Raw genomic sequence first — 13,515 nt, 5'->3', positions numbered from 1 at the left:
ACGTCCGAAGGGCCGCCGCCATTCCGGGACGGACAACAGTGGGACGATCCGATCATCCTGGCCGGGCTGTGGACAACACCGTCCGGACTGTCCGGCGCGCCTGCGAGGATGGAAGGCATGCAGGATGACCTCCCCGGCCTCGGCGGCCCCAGCCAGCAGCACGGCCCCGACGGCTTCGCCCCCCTCGGAGCGGACGCCGTGCTGGCCGGACTCGACCCCGAACAGCGCGCCGTGGCCACCGCCCTGCACGGCCCGGTCTGCGTGCTGGCCGGCGCCGGCACCGGCAAGACCCGGGCCATCACCCACCGGATCGCCTACGGCGTGCGCAGCGGCGTCTACCACCCCGCGCAGGTCCTCGCCGTCACCTTCACCGCCCGCGCCGCCGGCGAGATGCGCGGCCGGCTGCGCCAGCTCGGCGCCGAGGGCGTCCAGGCCCGCACCTTCCACTCCGCCGCGCTGCGCCAGCTCCAGTACTTCTGGCCGCGCGCCATCGGCGGCGACGTGCCCCGGCTGCTGGAGCGCAAGGTCCAGCTGGTCGCCGAGGCGGCCGGTCGCAGCGGCCTGCGCGTCCAGCGCACCGAACTGCGCGACCTGACCGCCGAGGTCGAGTGGGCCAAGGTCACCCAGGTCGTCCCCGACGACTACCCGGCCGCGGTCGCCAAGTCCGCCCGCGAGGCCCCGCGCGACCCGGCCGAGATCGCCCGGGTCTACGCCGCCTACGAGGAGACCAAGCGCCAGCGCGGCCTGATCGACTTCGAGGACGTGCTGCTGCTCACCGCCGCCATCCTGGAGGACCGGCCGGAGATCGCCGCCCAGGTCCGCTCCCAGTACCGCCACTTCACCGTCGACGAGTACCAGGACGTCTCCCCGCTCCAGCAGCGCCTGCTGGAGCAGTGGACGGGCGGCGACGGCGGCGCCAGCCTCTGCGTGGTCGGCGACGCCAGCCAGACCATCTACTCCTTCACCGGCGCCACCCCCGACTACCTGCTGAACTTCCGCCAGCGCCACCCCGCGGCGACGGTGGTCAAGCTGGTGCGCGACTACCGCTCCACCCCGCAGGTCGTGCACCTGGCCAACGGGCTGCTCTCGCAGGCCCGCGGCCAGGCCGCCCAGCACCGCCTGGAGCTGATCTCCCAGCGCGAGGCCGGCCCCGAGCCGGTCTACCGCGAGTACCAGGACGAGCCGACCGAGGCCGAGTCCACCGCGCGGCTGATCCGCGACCTGCTCGGCACCGGCGTGCGGGCCAGCGAGATCGCCGTGCTGTTCCGCACCAACAGCCAGTCCGAGGTGTACGAGCAGGCGCTCGCCGACCTCGGCATCTCCTACCAGCTCAAGGGCGCCGAGCGGTTCTTCGAGCGGCCCGAGGTCCGGGAGGCCGGGGTGCTGCTCAAGGGCGCCGCCCGGGCCGCCGACGACCCGCTCACCGCCGGCGCGCCCGACCTCGCCGCCCAGGTCCGCGCGGTGCTCGCCACCCGCGGCTTCTCCGCCACCGCCCCGGCCGGCTCCGGCGCGGTCCGCGAGCGCTGGGAGTCGCTGAACGCGCTGGTCCGGCTCGCCGAGGAGTTCGAGGCCGCCCGCGCCGCCGCCGGCGAGCGCGCCGACCTCGCGGCGTACGTCGCCGAGCTCGACGCCCGGGCCGCCGCCCAGCACGCCCCCGCCGTCGAGGGCGTCACGCTGGCCTCGCTGCACGCCGCCAAGGGCCTGGAGTGGGACGCGGTGTTCCTGGTCGGCCTGAGCGAGGGCACGCTGCCGATCATCTACGCCAAGACCGACGAACAGGTCGAGGAGGAGCGCCGCCTGCTGTACGTCGGGGTCACCCGGGCCCGGCGCTTCCTCACCCTCTCCTGGTCGCTGTCCCGCTCGCCGGGCGGCCGCGCCTCCCGCAAGCCCACCCGCTTCCTGGACGGCCTGCGCCCCGGCTCGTCCGGCCCCGGCACGCGCACCCGCGGCGGGCGCGGGGGCGTCGAGCCCGGCGCGGAGCGCTCGGCCGCGCGCCGAGTGCGCGGCCCGGTCAAGTGCCGGGTCTGCGACCGCACCCTGACCGACGCCGTCGAGCGCAAGCTCCGCCGCTGCGAGGGCTGCCCGTCCACGATGGACGAGGCGCTGTTCGAGCGGCTGCGCGAGTGGCGCTCGGCCCGCGCCAAGGAGCAGAGCGTCCCGGCCTACGTGGTGTTCACCGACGCCACCCTGACGGCCATCGCGGAGGACGTGCCGAGCAGCGTCGCGGAGCTCTCCCGGATCTCCGGAGTGGGCGCCATGAAGCTGGACAAGTACGGCGCGGACGTGCTCTTGTTGTGTGCGGGGGAGAGTCCGGAGCTCGTGGGGGAGCCCGACGGGGAGCAGGCGCAGGACTCACCCGGGGACGAGGCCGCCGAGCAGGCCGAGAACTCACCGGAGAACTCGCCGGAAAAATAGTTTGCGCGCCGCATGTACGGCGCAATAGCCTGCCGGAGCGGTCAAGGGGACGAGACCGCAACGCTCGCAGAGGGCTTGTTTCTGCGTGCGCTGACCACCAACCAGATATCGGAGCCCGGGGGACTGGGCACCGCGAGACGCCGAGAGGAGGCGAGTTCAGTGTCGACGAAGACGATCACCAAAATGACCGACCCGATGTCCACCCTCGCCATGCCCGCGCGCGTCCTCGTGCCGGGTCTGGGTCTCGACGTGGCCGGCGGCAACGCCGGAGTCCTGCTGGTTGCCGAGCACTGCCTTGTCAGTGGTCGTGGCAATGCTGAGGGCACCCGTGTCGAGGCGGGTACGTCCCGTGACTGGGCGATGTTCGTCGACGGCGTCTCGCTGTCCGATGAGCGACCGACCAAGGCACCGAAGGCAGTAGCAGCAGAAGCAGCCCATGGGCGCTATGCGGCCGTCGTCGGTGCCGGAGTCGAGCAGGAGCAGCAGATCATTCTGGCCGCGGCCGCCGTTGACGGCGCCGCAGCCGTCCGGAAGCAGGCTTTCCGCGGGCCTGGACCCTGGAGCGAACGACCCTGACGCAACCCGTCAGGGCGGTGCCTCCAGGGCCGCGGAAACCCAGCAACCGGGTTCCGCGGCCCTTCTGTTTTGTCCGGTACGCACGACCCACCCAGGCCCCACGGGGCCTCCGGCCGAACTCGCACAACGAGCCGGCCGGATCCACCAAGAAGACGAGGAAGACCACAGTGTCCACGGTCATCACGCCGCCGCCCCTCCCGTCCGTACCCGACAAGACCATCAAGGCCGACCAGGCCGACCCCCCGGAGGTAACACTCATGCAGCTCACCGCCATCGACGAGGCTGACTCGCTCGGGCTCCCCATTCCGTGCCGGGCCTTCGACCCGGAGGTCTTCTTCGCGGAGACGCCCGCCGACGTCGAGTACGCCAAGTCGCTGTGTGGCACCTGCCCCGTCAAGGCCGCCTGTCTCACCGGTGCGCTGGAGCGCCGCGAGCCCTGGGGCGTCTGGGGTGGCGAGCTCTTCGTCCAGGGCGTCGTCGTCGCCCGCAAGCGTCCCCGTGGCCGCCCGCGCAAGACCGAGGTCATGGCGTGAACCCCGCAGCCAGGAATCGCACCGAAGGCGCAGCCGTCCGCCGGGGAGAGCAGCCCCCGCTGGACACCGCCCTGCGCGACTCGGTACGCCTCGCGGCCGCCAAGGCCGACGCCGAACTCTCCCGTCCCTTCCCGACTACGTACCACGAGCAGGACCACCACATGAACCCCGCCGGCATCGATCCGACCGTCCGCTCCGAGCAGACCACCGAACTTCAGATCCAGAACAGGACCCTCGAGATGAATCTCCTCCAAGAATCCCTGGCCCGTGCGCATATGCAGGAACGCCTCCACGAGGCCGAGGAACAACGCCTCGGCCTGCGGGTGATGCGCGCGACGCGACTGCGTCGCAAGGCCGAGCAGGCCTCCCTGCGCGCCCGCAAGGCCCTTGCCGTCGCCCTGATGTGACGGATGCTCCACCCCCGCCGGCCGGCCCCGCGCCCACGCCGGTGACACACCCCTGAACGCCGATGGCCGACTCCCCGCCGGGGAGCCGGCCATCGGCGCGTTCCGGTCCGGCCGCCGCCGGACCGGGCTTTCGGCCCCGGGCCACGCCTGCCCGCTCCCGGCGGATCCATGCCGCCCAACTTCGGGGGCCAGTACTGGCGTTCGAGGGTCGAACAGGTCGTGGAAGGATGACCCGCATGTGGTCCTCTCTCCCGCTCGGCGAGCGGCTGCGCGCCGAACTCGGCCGGCCGCGCAAGGTCCGCCGCCTGGTCAGCAGCCCGCGCTCCCGGGTCTGGCGGGCCGAACTCTCCGGCGCCCAGGTGGTGGTGAAGCAACTGGTCGACTCGCCCGGGGCCGACGACCGCTTCGCCCGCGAGGCGGCCGCGCTGGGCCTCGCCGCCAGGAGGGCCGGCCGCACCGGCCGCCCCGTGGTGCCCGCGCTGCTCGGCGCCGACCCGGCGGCCCGCATGCTGGTGCTGGAACGCGTGGCGGACCGCACCCCCGGCCCGGACTGGCAGGTCGACTACGCCACCGCGCTGGCCGGGCTGCACGCGAGCGCCCCTGCCGATCTCGACGACCTCGCCGGGACGGCGCCCGCCACCGACATACCCGCCTGGACCGGCCCGACCGGGCGCGACCTCGGCTGCTTCCTGGCGCTGGCCCGCACCCTCGACGTCCCCGCCCCGCCCGGCGCCCGCGCCGAGGCCGAGGCGCTGCTCGCCCGGCTGTCGGCCGTCCCCGTCCGGCACGCCCTGCTGCACGGCGACCCCTGCCCCGGCAACGACCTGCACACCGCGGACGGCGTCCGGTTCGTCGACTTCGAGCAGTCCTCGCTCGGCCCGGGCGCGGCCGAATTCGCCTACCTGCGGATCGGTTTCCCCACCTGCTGGTGCTCCACCGCCGCGCCTGCCGCCGTGCTGGCCGAGGCCGAGGCGGCCTACCGGGCCGCCTGGCGCGCCGCCACCGGCACCGCCGCCCCTACCCCCGCCGACCTCGCCGACGCCTGCGTGGGCTGGCTGCTGCGTGGCGACGCCCTCGTTCCGAAGGCCCAACGCGGCACCGCCGACCAGCTCGCCCGCATGCAGCACGCGGACTGGACCTGGGGCAACGCCACCGCCCGCCGCCGCGTGCTGCACCGCCTCCGGGCCGTGGCCGCGCTCGCCGACGCGGACACCGCCCTCCCGGTCTTCGGCCGGTTCTGTGCGACCCTCGCCACCCGCGCCCGCATCGCCTGGCCCACCGCGGGGCCGCTGCCGAGCGAGCGCCCCTGACCGCCGCCCGCCGGCCGTCCTCCTCGCCCTCCCCGACCATCAGGAACCGCACCGGGAACGGCTGTTCCCGGTGCGGACGCTCCACGTCACCCGCACCGCCCCCTTCAGCGGCTCACCGGGCGCCCTCGTCCTCGGCGAAGCCGGGCAGCCAGCGGAGGAGTTCGTCGTGCAGACGGACGGTCGCGCCGAGCTGGCAGAGCACGCCGATGGTGGAGAGGGTGACCCGGTGGATCAACAGGTAGGAGGGCGGGAGGTTGAGCTGCTTGCCGAGGTTGTAGGCGGGGGAGCGCGGGTCGGCGATCCGGGCGGCCTGGGTGCGCATCCACTCGCGGCTGAAGGTGAACTGCTCGGCGCGGGTGGGTTCGATGATCGGCACCAGGTAGTCGAGCACCGCGTCCGGGTCGAGCGAGATGGTGGGGCGGACGAAGCCCTCCTGCTCGAGCAGCTCGTAGACGGCGCCGGCGTCGCCCGCCAGGGCGAGCCGCAGGGAGGTGCCGATCGGGCGGGGCAGGCCGCCGGGGAGGCGGTCGACGGTGCCGAAGTCGAGCACGCCGAGCTGCCAACTGGAGGCGGCCCGGCCGGTCTTGACGAGTCGGAAGTTGCCGGGGTGCGGGTCCGCGTGCAGCAGGCCGGTGCGGGCCGGGCCGGCGAACAGGAAGCGGGCGAGCAGCTGGCCGGCCCGGTCGCGCTCCGTCCGGGTGCCGTCGGAGATGACCTGGGAGAGCGGCTTGCCGTCCAGCCACTCGGTGACCAGCACCCGCCCGGACTGGGCGACCACCCGGGGCACCCGGATGTCGGCGTCGTCGGCGAACTCCTGGGCGTGCAGCTGCTGCGACTCGGCCTCCAGCCGGTAGTCGAGCTCCTCGGTGACCCGCTCGCGGAGCTCGGCGATCAGCGGCTTGATGTCCACCCCGGGGATCAGCGGGCCCAGCATCCTGGCCAGCCGGGCGAGTTGGCCGAGGTCGCTGAGCAGGGCCTCGCCCGCGCCCGGGTACTGGATCTTGACCGCGACGTCCCGGCCGTCCTGCCAGACGGCGCGGTGCACCTGGCCGATGGAGGCGGCGGCGGACGGCTGGTCGGAGAAGGAGCGGAAGTTGGCCGCCCAGTCGTCGCCCAGGTCGGAGGCCAGTACGGAGTGCACGGTGCGGGTCGGCATCGCCGGGGCGGAGTCCTGGAGCTTGGTCAGCGCGGCCCGGTAGGGGCCCGCCACGTCCTCCGGGAGGGCCGATTCGAAGACCGACATGGCCTGCCCGAACTTCATCGCCCCTCCCTTCAACTTGCCGAGCGTGGCGAAGAGTTGCTCGGCGGTCTGGGCCTGCAGCTCGGCCGCGACCTCCTCTGCGGGCCGTCCGCCGAGCCGCTTGCCCAGGCCCAGCGTGGCGCGACCGGCGAAGCTCAGCGGCAGGGCGGCCAGTCGGGCCGTCCGGGAGACCGCCTTGCGCGGCATCTCAGACATCGGCCACCTCCGTCCGGGCCGAGCGGACGGCGGCGTCGGCCGCCGTCGCCCGGCAGGCCGTTGCCCGACCTGTCGCCGCCCGACCCGCCGTCGTCGCACGCCGCGAGGCCGCGGCCGGGCGCGGGCGGGCGACCGGTCGCGCCGTGCCGGTCACTGCCTTGCGCGGTAGATCGCTCACCGGACCTCCAGATCAGCCGGACCGACCGGCGGCCCCCGCCGGCGGTGGTGCGCGGACTCCCGGGGGCCGCCCGGCGCCCCTCCCCGCCGGGACCCGCGCGCTCCGGAGGCGGTGCACCGGGCAGGGCGTGCGGATGGATCGGCGGGGTTGCGCCGGACGGACCCGAAGGCATGTCCTAGGCCATTGTGCCCGTTTGGCGGGGCGTGCCGGACTGCCACAGGCAACCGCAGTCGGGGTGGCTGCGCAGCCGCAGCCGGCGCACCATGCCGTCGGCGGCGGACAGTTCGCACCAGCCGTCCACACTCGGCGGCAGAACCCCGTCCAGGTACAGCTGGACGTGCAGCGCGGCGAGCCCGGCGACCGAGGCCGCGACCGCGCCGTCGCAGGCCGGGGCACGGGGCCGGCCGGGGCCCTCGTCGATCAGCTGGGCGAGCAGCCGGGGCCAGGCCTCGTCCTGGTCCCGCCGGGCCAGGGTGGCGCAGCTGCCGCAGGCGGAGGCGCCGGGGACGACCAACGGGCCGACCACGCCGAGGTGTTCGAGCACCCCGGTGTACAGGTGCGGGATGCCGGCCCGCATCAGCTCCTGGGCGTCGACGGCGGCACCGGTGTACGCGGCGGAGCCGTCCCGCGGGGCGAGCACCACCAGGGTGGGCGGCGGGGGAGTGGCGGGCGGCCGGCGGTACCGCTCGCCGACCGGGGCGCCGGTGGCGCGGTGCACCAACTCGCGGGCGGCGGTGGCGCGCAGGCGCCCGATGTCGGAGGGCGGGAAGCCGCCGGGTGCGCAGTCCCGGGCGGCGACCCGGCCGCGGTCGAGCACCGCGACCTCGCCGATGCCGCCGGCGGCCAGCGCGGTGCCGACGGCCGCGCCGACCCGCCCGGCGCCGCGCACCTCGACCCGGGCCCGGGCCCGGCCGCGCAGCACGGCGGCGGCCTCGCCGGGCGCGGGGTGCACCAGGGACAGCGAGGAGAGCTCGGGGCCGAGCAGCTCGCCGCGGGCGGCCGGGTACAGCTCCAGCACGTCGTGCAGGGCCTTGGCGTCGTCCAGCAGCTCGCTGTGGGCGAGCGAGTCGAGCATGCCCTGGCAGTACTCGGCGCTCAGGCCGAGCCGCTGCCCGGCGGTGACCACCGAGGGGCCGTCCCGGGTGCCGTCGATGAGTTCCAGGAACAGGGCGAGCCTGCGGTCGACGCCCTCGATCAGCCGGGCGTGCCGTCGGACGGTGCCGAACTGCAGGGTCTGCTTCTCCCGCCAGAGCCGGGACAGGGCGGGCTTGATCACGGGGCGCATGTCGGTCCTCCAAGCGTCGGTCTCCGGCGTCCTGGTCGAAGGCTCCGGTCGGGGCGTCGGATCAACTGGTGACCGCAGCTTGCCCCCGACTTCCCGTACCGGGAAGCGCGTTGTCCACAGGCCCGGGCCGACTATCGGGTCATCACCGTGCACAGCCTGTGGATAACGCGCCCGGGTGGTACCGGGGGCCGCGCCGCTTCGGTGCCGGACTTCTGTCGCGGCGACGGGGTAACGTCCTGTGCCATGGCAGCCGAACGGGACTCCCATCGGTCGGCGTCGCGTCGGCGTGCCCGGGCCGCCTCCGGATCCACGGTCGCGGCGCCCGGCGCGCATGCCAGCACCGAGGCCGAACGGGCCCGGGGCCCCGAACGGGCCCTCGACCGCAGCAAGGTCGAGGTCCGCCGCAGCGCCCGCCGCAGCCGCACCGTCTCCGCCTACCGCGAGGGCGACCGCACGGTGGTGCTGATCCCGGCCCGGATGTCGCACGCCGAGGAGCAGCGCTGGGTGGCGCAGATGCTCGACAAACTGGCCGCGCAGGAGAAGCGCCGAGTGCTCGGCGACGAGGCCCTGCAGGCCCGGGCCGCCGAACTGTCCCGGCTGTACCTGGGCGGCCGCGCCGAGCCCGAGCAGGTCCGCTGGGTGACCAACCAGAACTCCCGCTGGGGCTCGTGCACCCCCAGCGAGCGCACCATCCGGCTCTCCCACCGCCTGCAGGGCATGCCCGAGTACGTGGTGGACTACGTGCTGCTGCACGAGCTCGCGCACCTGCTGGTGCCCGACCACGGCCCCCGGTTCTGGGCGCTGCTGGACGCCTACCCGCGCACCGAGCGGGCCCGCGGCTACCTGGAGGGCGTCGCCTCCGCCGCCCGCCTGCCGCACATCCCCGGCGCCCGGAACACCTGACCGCCGCCGGACGCCGACTCCAGCCGGACGTGAAGACCCCCGCTGGACGTGAAGACCCCCGCCGGACGCGCGACGACCCCTGCCGGGCCCGTCGGGCCCCGCAGGGGTCGGGAGCGCGTGGTCTCAGACCAGCGCCCGGGCCCGCGCCACCAGGTCGCGCACCGAGTGGTCGGTGTCGGCGGGCAGCTGCTCCCAGCCGAACCAGCGCAGGTCCAGCGACTCCTCGCTGATCAGCTCGCGCGCCCCGGCCGGGGCGAGCGCGACGTACTGCACGTCCAGGTGGATGTTCTCCGGCTTGTCCTTGCCCAGGCAGCGCACGTGGTGGCGGTCCAGCTTCACCGGCGCGGTGCGGCCGTCGACCGCGAGCAGCTCCAGCCCGGCGATGCCGGACTCCTCGACCGCCTCGCGCAGCGCCGCCGCGGCCAGCGTTTCGTCGCCGGGCTCGCAGTGGCCGCCCATCTGCAGCCACATCCCGACCTTGGGGTGGAGCGTCAGCAGCACCCGCCCCTCGGCCGGGTCGACCACCAGCGCGCTGGCGGTGATGTGGCCGGGCAGGCAGGCCCGCCACAGGCCGTCGGGGTGGGCCGCCAGGTGCGCCAGGTAGTCGCGGCGCAGCTCCTGCTGGCCGTCCCCGTCGGGCTGCCAGTCGGTCAGTGCACGGACGGCGTCGGTGTGCAGCGACGTCACTTGGCGTCGCCCTCCCGACCGTCCTCGGAGCCGTCCTTGCCGGGGGCGTCCTCGCCGGAGGCGGAACCGGTGTCGCCCTTGGTCAGGTCGGGCTTCCCGGTGCCGGTGCCGGTGCCGGTGCCGCCGGCGGCCTCGCCGAGCAGCTTGTTCAGCGCGTCGAAGTCGAAGCCGCCCTCGGTCTCGGCGGTGGTGTCGCGGTGCACGAAGCCGTCCGGGTCGTCCAGGTCGGCGGCGGTGGGCAGCATGTCGGGGTGGCTCCACAGCGCGTCGCGGCCCTCGACGCCGCGGGCGTCGGCGAGCGAGGCCCACAGGCGGGAGGCGTCGCGCAGGCGGCGGGGGCGCAGCTCCAGGCCGACCAGGGTGGCGAAGGTCTGCTCGGCGGGGCCGCCGGTGGCGCGGCGGCGGCGGAGCGTCTCGCGCAGCGCGGCGGCGTGCGGCAGGTGCGGGGTGGCGGCGGCGTGCACCACGGCGTCGACCCAGCCCTCGACCAGGGCCAGCGCGGTCTCCAGCCGGGCCAGCGCGGCCTTCTGCTCGGGGGTGTCCTCGGGCTGCAGCAGGCCGCCGGCCAGCGCGTCCTGGAGGGCCTCCGGGTTGCTCGGGTCGAGCTGGCCGACCAGCTCTTCCATCCGCGAGGTGTCGACCTTGATGCCGCGCGCGTACGCCTCGACCGCGCCGAACAGGTGCGCCCGCAGCCACGGCACGTGGGCGAACAGCCGCTGGTGGGCGGCCTCGCGCAGGGCCAGGTAGAGCCGGACCTCCTCGGCGGGCACGTTCAGCCCCTCGCCGAACTCGGCGATGTTCTGCGGCAGCAGCGCGGCCTTCCCGGCGGGGGCGAGCGGCAGGCCGACGTCGGTGGAGCCGAGCACCTCGGCGGCCAGCGCGCCGAGCGCCTGCCCGATCTGGGTGCCGAACATGGCACCGCCCATGGAGCGCATCATGCCCATCAGCGGCCCGGCCATGGCCTGCATCTCCTCGGGCAGCACGCCGCCCATGGCGTTGCCGACCCGCTCGGCGACCGGGTCCGCCAGGTCCTTCCAGACCGGCAGGGTGGCCTCGATCCACTCGGCGCGGCTCCACGCCACCGCCGTCGAGGAGGTGGACGGGAACTCGGTCGCCGAGTCCAGCCACAGGTCGGCCAGCCGGACCGCCTCGACGACGGCGGTGCGCTCGGCGGCGCCCACCGAGCGGTCCTTGGTCTTCCCCTCGGGCTGCTCGGCGACCACGGTCTGCCGGGCGATGTTCTTGGCCAGCTCCCAGTTCACCGGGCCGCCCTCGAACGAGAGCATCTGCCCGAGCTGCTGGAACGCCGCGCCCAGGTCGTTGGGGTTGAAGCCGCCCATCATCGCGGCGAACGGGTTGTCGCCGCCCGCCCCGCCGGCGCCGCCCATGCCGAACAGCGCCCCGAACGGGTTTCCGTTGCCGAAGCCGAACGGCTGCTGCGGGGTCGAGTCGCCCTGCTCGCCGTCCTTCTTGCCCTTGTTCTTGCCGTCCTCGGGCTCCTCGGGGGGAACGCCGAATCCGAAGGGGAGGTCGTTCACGGGGTCCTCGATCTGATCGGCCGTCACGCGGGTGGTGTGGCGGGAAATTCTGCTGCCCGGAGGCTCCGGGCGGTTTCAATGGTCTCGCGGCCGACCGCGCCGGGTGCACCGCGGGGGCTGAGCCTCGGGCAGGATGGACAGTGCGTGACACTCGTACGCACGCACTTAAGCTAACCGTGGAGGATGGCCGGTGAGTTCCCCGCCTTCGGACGTTCGCTCTGGGCTGACCGAGGGCGAGGACGCGCCGGCCGACGCCGGTTCGCCGTCTCCAGCCTACGGCGGCAAGCCCCTCACCGTGGCCGTCACCGGCGCGGCGGGGGTGCTCGGCGAACGCGTCGCCCAACGCCTGGTGGCGTCCCCGCACGTGCGCCGGGTGCTCGCGGTGGACGACCGCCGCGGCGAGGTCCCCGGCGTGCACTGGCGGGTGCTGGACGTCCGCGACCCGGCGGTGGCCGAACGGCTGGCCGGCGTGGACGTGGTGGTGCACCTCGCGATGGACCTCGGCATGGAGTCCGACCCGCGCACCCGCAGCGCCTACAACGTGCGCGGCGCGCAGACCGTGCTGACCGCCGCCGCGGCGGCCGGCGTGCACCGGGTGGTGCTGTGCACCTCCGCGATGGTCTACGGGGCACTGGCCGACAACGAGGTCCCGCTCGCCGAGGACTCCGAGCTGCGGGCCACCGAGGAGGCCTCGCTGGTCGGCGACCTGCTGGAGATCGAACGCCTGGCCCGCCGCGCCCCGCGCGCCCACCCCGGGCTGCAGATCACCGTGCTGCGCCCGGCCGTGGTGGTCGGCCCGGGCATCGACACCGTGCTGACCCGCCACTTCGAGGCCCCGCGCCTGCTGGTGGTGGCCGGCTCCCGTCCGTGCTGGCAGTTCTGCCACCTGGACGACCTGACCTCGGCGCTGGAGTACGCGGCGCTCGGCCTGGTCGAGGGCGAGGTGACGGTCGGCTGCGACGGCTGGCTGGAGCAGGAGGACGTGGAGGAGCTGTCCGGGATCCGCCGGATGGAACTGCCTGCCGCACTGGCCCTGGGCACCGCCGCCCGTCTGCACCGCCTCGGCCTGACCCCGGCCCCGGCCGGCGACCTCGCCTACACCATGTACCCGTGGGTGGTCTCCGGCAGCCGGCTGCACGAGGCGGGCTGGCGGCCCGAGCACACCAACGAGGAGGTGCTGGCCGAGCTGCTCGCCCAGGTGTCCGGCAAACACGCGGTGGCCGGCCGCCGGCTGGGCGGCAAGGAGGCCGCCACCAGCCTGGGCGCGGCCGGCGCCACGGTGGCGCTGATCGGCACGGCGGCGCTGGTCCGCCGGGCCCGCAAGCACCGCCGGATCTGACCGCCGCCCTTCGCCCCGCGGGCCGTCGGTCCTGCGGGGCGAGGATCTCTGCAGCCGCCGCTCCCGGGTGCGCAATGATGGGGGCCATGTCCGAGAACCACGACCCGATCCGGCTGCTCGACGTCCGCGGGACGCCGCTCTCCCTGGACGAGGTGCACGCCGCGGTCGGCGACGACGCGGCGGGCGGCACCACGCTGTTCGTCGGCACGGTGCGCGACCACGACGGCGGGAAGGCGGTCACGGCGCTGGAGTACAGCGCCCATCCGACCGCCGTGCGAGAGCTGCGCCGGATCGCGGAGAAGATCTGCGCGGACTTCCCGGTCCGGGCGCTGGCGGCGGTGCACCGCACCGGTCGGCTGGAGATCGGCGACGTCGCGGTGATCGTCGCGGTCTCCTGCCCGCACCGCGGCGAGGCGTTCGCGGCCTCGCGGCGGCTGATCGACGACCTCAAACACGAGGTGCCCATCTGGAAGCACCAGGTTTTCGCGGACGGCGAGGAGGAATGGGTCGGTGCGGGCTCCTGCTGACCGCCCGTGTCCGCTCCGTGCCCCGCTCGTTCCCCGTTCGGGGGTATCTCGGAGCGGTGCGTGCGCCACGCCGTCCCGTAACTCGGACACCGCACGCGCCGTTCCCCCGGTAGGCGGTTAATCTGCTGATACGCATGACGAGCCTGTGGGGAGTTCGAAGATGGCTGCGCTTGCCTGGTTGATCATTCCTTTGGTGGCCGGACTGCTGGCCTCGGTGTGGGCGGGATGGGCGGCACGACCGCCGCGCTCCATCACCGACCCGTCCTCGCTCGCCGAGCACGAACGCTTCCGTGCCGCGATGGAACGCAGCACCGGCAACGGACGCACCGGCGGCAAGTAGCCCGGTGGGAGGCGTCGGCGG

13 protein-coding genes are annotated in these 13,515 nt (G+C 74.7%); 9 read left to right on the top strand and 4 right to left on the bottom strand.

Going from position 1 to position 13,515, the window contains the following annotated elements:
- Positions 1 to 117: 117 nt before the first annotated feature.
- The 5 genes from ACI1MP_RS15200 to ACI1MP_RS15180 all read left to right on the top strand — a co-directional run bounded on the left by ACI1MP_RS15200 (position 118) and on the right by ACI1MP_RS15180 (position 5,241).
- Positions 118 to 2,415 carry an ATP-dependent DNA helicase UvrD2 gene (locus tag ACI1MP_RS15200; RefSeq protein ID WP_369880317.1) on the top strand — a complete coding sequence of 766 codons (2,298 nt, stop codon included), beginning with the start codon at positions 118 to 120 and terminating at the stop codon, positions 2,413 to 2,415.
- Positions 2,416 to 2,574: 159 nt separating this feature from the next.
- Entirely contained in the window at positions 2,575 to 2,991 is a 417-nt protein-coding gene (locus ACI1MP_RS15195) for a hypothetical protein (RefSeq protein ID WP_152645275.1), read from the top strand.
- A gap of 167 nt (positions 2,992 to 3,158) precedes the next feature.
- Complete coding sequence (locus ACI1MP_RS15190; protein WP_369880316.1) at positions 3,159 to 3,524, top strand: WhiB family transcriptional regulator; 366 nt, start codon at positions 3,159 to 3,161, stop codon at positions 3,522 to 3,524.
- Complete coding sequence (locus ACI1MP_RS15185) at positions 3,521 to 3,931, top strand: hypothetical protein (RefSeq protein WP_404868844.1); 411 nt, start codon at positions 3,521 to 3,523, stop codon at positions 3,929 to 3,931. Before ACI1MP_RS15190 ends, ACI1MP_RS15185 begins: the two co-directional genes overlap by 4 nt.
- 236 nt (positions 3,932 to 4,167) lie before the next feature.
- Positions 4,168 to 5,241 carry an aminoglycoside phosphotransferase family protein gene (locus ACI1MP_RS15180; protein WP_380342735.1) on the top strand — a complete coding sequence of 358 codons (1,074 nt, stop codon included), beginning with the start codon at positions 4,168 to 4,170 and terminating at the stop codon, positions 5,239 to 5,241.
- A gap of 112 nt (positions 5,242 to 5,353) precedes the next feature.
- Here ACI1MP_RS15180 and ACI1MP_RS15175 read toward each other — a convergent pair whose 3' ends face one another.
- Together ACI1MP_RS15175 and ACI1MP_RS15170 are read right to left on the bottom strand one after the other, a co-directional pair.
- Positions 5,354 to 6,697 carry an ABC1 kinase family protein gene (locus ACI1MP_RS15175; protein WP_380342738.1) on the bottom strand — a complete coding sequence of 448 codons (1,344 nt, stop codon included), beginning with the start codon at positions 6,695 to 6,697 and terminating at the stop codon, positions 5,354 to 5,356.
- A gap of 353 nt (positions 6,698 to 7,050) precedes the next feature.
- Positions 7,051 to 8,160 (bottom strand): ThiF family adenylyltransferase, encoded by a 1,110-nt coding sequence (locus ACI1MP_RS15170; protein ID WP_380342741.1) that lies wholly within the window; start codon positions 8,158 to 8,160, stop codon positions 7,051 to 7,053.
- Between the two features lie 243 nt (positions 8,161 to 8,403).
- Here ACI1MP_RS15170 and ACI1MP_RS15165 point away from each other — a divergent pair, with 243 nt between their 5' ends.
- Positions 8,404 to 9,063 carry a M48 family metallopeptidase gene (locus ACI1MP_RS15165; protein ID WP_380342744.1) on the top strand — a complete coding sequence of 220 codons (660 nt, stop codon included), beginning with the start codon at positions 8,404 to 8,406 and terminating at the stop codon, positions 9,061 to 9,063.
- 123 nt (positions 9,064 to 9,186) lie between these two features.
- On the opposite strand, the gene ACI1MP_RS15160 is transcribed toward ACI1MP_RS15165, so the two are convergent.
- On the bottom strand, positions 9,187 to 9,750 hold the full coding sequence (locus ACI1MP_RS15160; protein ID WP_404868843.1) for an NUDIX hydrolase: 564 nt from the start codon (positions 9,748 to 9,750) through the stop codon (positions 9,187 to 9,189).
- Complete coding sequence (locus ACI1MP_RS15155; protein WP_404870805.1) at positions 9,747 to 11,288, bottom strand: zinc-dependent metalloprotease; 1,542 nt, start codon at positions 11,286 to 11,288, stop codon at positions 9,747 to 9,749. The genes ACI1MP_RS15160 and ACI1MP_RS15155 overlap by 4 nt, the downstream gene beginning before the upstream one ends.
- A gap of 190 nt (positions 11,289 to 11,478) precedes the next feature.
- Here ACI1MP_RS15155 and ACI1MP_RS15150 point away from each other — a divergent pair, with 190 nt between their 5' ends.
- From ACI1MP_RS15150 to ACI1MP_RS15140, 3 genes are all read left to right on the top strand, one after another.
- On the top strand, positions 11,479 to 12,627 hold the full coding sequence (locus ACI1MP_RS15150; protein ID WP_100588086.1) for an NAD-dependent epimerase/dehydratase family protein: 1,149 nt from the start codon (positions 11,479 to 11,481) through the stop codon (positions 12,625 to 12,627).
- Between the two features lie 86 nt (positions 12,628 to 12,713).
- Complete coding sequence (locus tag ACI1MP_RS15145) at positions 12,714 to 13,154, top strand: molybdenum cofactor biosynthesis protein MoaE (RefSeq protein ID WP_380342749.1); 441 nt, start codon at positions 12,714 to 12,716, stop codon at positions 13,152 to 13,154.
- Positions 13,155 to 13,314: 160 nt separating this feature from the next.
- Entirely contained in the window at positions 13,315 to 13,494 is a 180-nt protein-coding gene (locus tag ACI1MP_RS15140) for a hypothetical protein (protein ID WP_043915947.1), read from the top strand.
- Positions 13,495 to 13,515 lie beyond the last annotated feature (21 nt).

Source organism: Kitasatospora griseola, from assembly GCF_044999035.1.
GTDB classification, from domain to species: Bacteria; Actinomycetota; Actinomycetes; order Streptomycetales; family Streptomycetaceae; genus Kitasatospora; species Kitasatospora griseola.
The sequence above is the reverse complement of the archived record's forward strand: the minus strand, read 5'-3'. Positions and strand labels throughout refer to the sequence as shown.

What these genes read in the sequence shown, in the direction of transcription:
- ACI1MP_RS15200 (WP_369880317.1), top strand. Translation starts at nt 118, where the DNA reads ATGCAGGATGACCTCCCCGGCCTCGGCGGCCCCAGCCAGCAGCACGGC.
- ACI1MP_RS15180 (WP_380342735.1), top strand. Translation starts at nt 4,168, where the DNA reads ATGTGGTCCTCTCTCCCGCTCGGCGAGCGGCTGCGCGCCGAACTCGGC.
- ACI1MP_RS15175 (WP_380342738.1), bottom strand. Translation starts at nt 6,697, where the DNA reads ATGTCTGAGATGCCGCGCAAGGCGGTCTCCCGGACGGCCCGACTGGCC.
- ACI1MP_RS15170 (WP_380342741.1), bottom strand. Translation starts at nt 8,160, where the DNA reads ATGCGCCCCGTGATCAAGCCCGCCCTGTCCCGGCTCTGGCGGGAGAAG.
- ACI1MP_RS15165 (WP_380342744.1), top strand. Translation starts at nt 8,404, where the DNA reads ATGGCAGCCGAACGGGACTCCCATCGGTCGGCGTCGCGTCGGCGTGCC.
- ACI1MP_RS15145 (WP_380342749.1), top strand. Translation starts at nt 12,714, where the DNA reads ATGTCCGAGAACCACGACCCGATCCGGCTGCTCGACGTCCGCGGGACG.
- ACI1MP_RS15140 (WP_043915947.1), top strand. Translation starts at nt 13,315, where the DNA reads ATGGCTGCGCTTGCCTGGTTGATCATTCCTTTGGTGGCCGGACTGCTG.